Here is a 1,772-nt window from a genome sequence, read left to right as displayed (position 1 = left end):
AGTTTTATGATAAACTATTCACATAAACATTTTTTGGGGGAAAAATGAGGGGGAGTAAAATAGAGTTAGTATTGGAACAAGATATGGCCGAAGAGCACGAGAAAGGGCATAGAGAAAGGTTAAGGCAGCGTTTTTTATCTACTGGGACAAAAGGTTTTTTGGATTATGAACTTTTGGAATTGTTGCTAACCTATACAGTTATTAGAAAAAATTGTAGAGGAATCGCTAAGAGCCTCTTAAAGAAATACGGTGATTTATATACGATTTTAAAACAGCCGGAAGAAGAATTGCGAAAAAATAAATATATGACTGAAAGAACTGTTGTTTTTTTAAAACTTTTATCTGAAAATAAAGAAAATGCAATGACTGGAGATGATTTTGAAAATAATAAAGTTGTATTCATATCTGATGAGAGTCATCATGTAAATACATTTACTAAAAATAGAACAAAAGAAGAAAAAGAAATTCAGAATAATTGGGAAACTTCGATAATGAATGCTTTTTATAGCAATAAAAATAGTATTTTGTTAGAATTTACTGCAACAGCTGATTTAAAAGATAAAAATGTGGAAGAAAAATACAGGGATAAAATAATCTATAACTATCCGCTTAAAAACTTTAGAGAAAGTGGATATACAAAAGATTTTGTAAATTTTAGTATTAATACTGATACTTGGAAACGAACTTTAATTGCGTTAATACTGAGTGAATATAGGAGATTTTTGTTTTCAGACTGTGGACAAAATATAAAACCTGTAATAATGTTAAAGTCAAAAGTAATTAAAGAATCAAGAAGTTTTTATGATGAATTTTTTGAAAAAATAAACAAACTAGATAATAGTGATTTTGAAAATCTTCCGAAAGAAGATAAATATTTAAAAAAAGCATTAGATTACTTTAGAGACAAAGATAAAAATAAAACTTTTGAATTTTTAAAAGAAAGCATTAGAGATAGTTTTATAGAAGAAAAAGCTATTATTATTAATGGAAATGAAGACAATAATGTTGAAAAACAATTGCTTTTAAATTCACTTGAAGATAAAAAAAATAATAAACGAATTATTTTTGCAGTAGATATGTTAAATGAAGGATGGGATGTACTTAATTTGTTTGATATTGTAAGACTTTATGATACAAGAAGTAGTGCGAGTTATACAATAAAAGAAGCTCAGCTTATTGGTCGTGGAGCAAGATACTGTCCTTTTTTGGTAAATGAAGAGCAAGAAAAATTTAAAAGAAAATATGATTCTGACTTAGACAATAAATATAGAATACTTGAAACTATGTTTTTTCATAGTATAGACGATTCAAAATATATATCTGAATTGAAAAAGGCTCTTATTGAAATAGGATTACAAGAAAAAGATATGATTGAAAGAAAATATATTTTAAAAGATGAATTTAAAAATACAGATTTTTATAATCATGGGTATGTATTTTCAAATAGTAGAATTGAAAAAACTCGAGAGAATATTTATGAAATAGAAGAAGATTTGAAATATAAAATATTTTATCCCAAAATTAAAAATAAAAATGCTAAAATAGAAAATCATCAATTCAGCTATGCTGGTCAGCAATCAACTCACAATAGCAAAGCAGGAACTGTCCTTCTTGGAAAAGGGAATACAGCTTTAGGAGAAAAGCTGACCCTTGCTTTTGAGCCAAAGCAATTGGTTATTAGTAAAAAAGGAAGAAAACTGGCAAACATTCAATATCAGCACATCAATCAAGCTGCTTTAAAAAATAAAGCTGCTCTGAGCGCAGCCATTTCA

At 27.1% G+C, this 1,772-nt stretch carries 1 protein-coding gene; it reads left to right on the top strand.

All coding sequences use genetic code 11. From position 1 onward, the window contains the following. Window positions 1–44: 44 nt before the first annotated feature. Window positions 45–1,772, top strand: a 1,728-nt coding sequence (locus Q0370_RS00765) for a DEAD/DEAH box helicase family protein (RefSeq protein ID WP_299570748.1), incomplete at its 3' end; no start/stop codon positions are given.

The organism is uncultured Leptotrichia sp., from assembly GCF_938036635.1.
GTDB classification, from domain to species: domain Bacteria; phylum Fusobacteriota; class Fusobacteriia; order Fusobacteriales; family Leptotrichiaceae; genus Leptotrichia; species Leptotrichia hongkongensis.
This window is presented reverse-complemented; position numbering and strand designations above follow the sequence as displayed.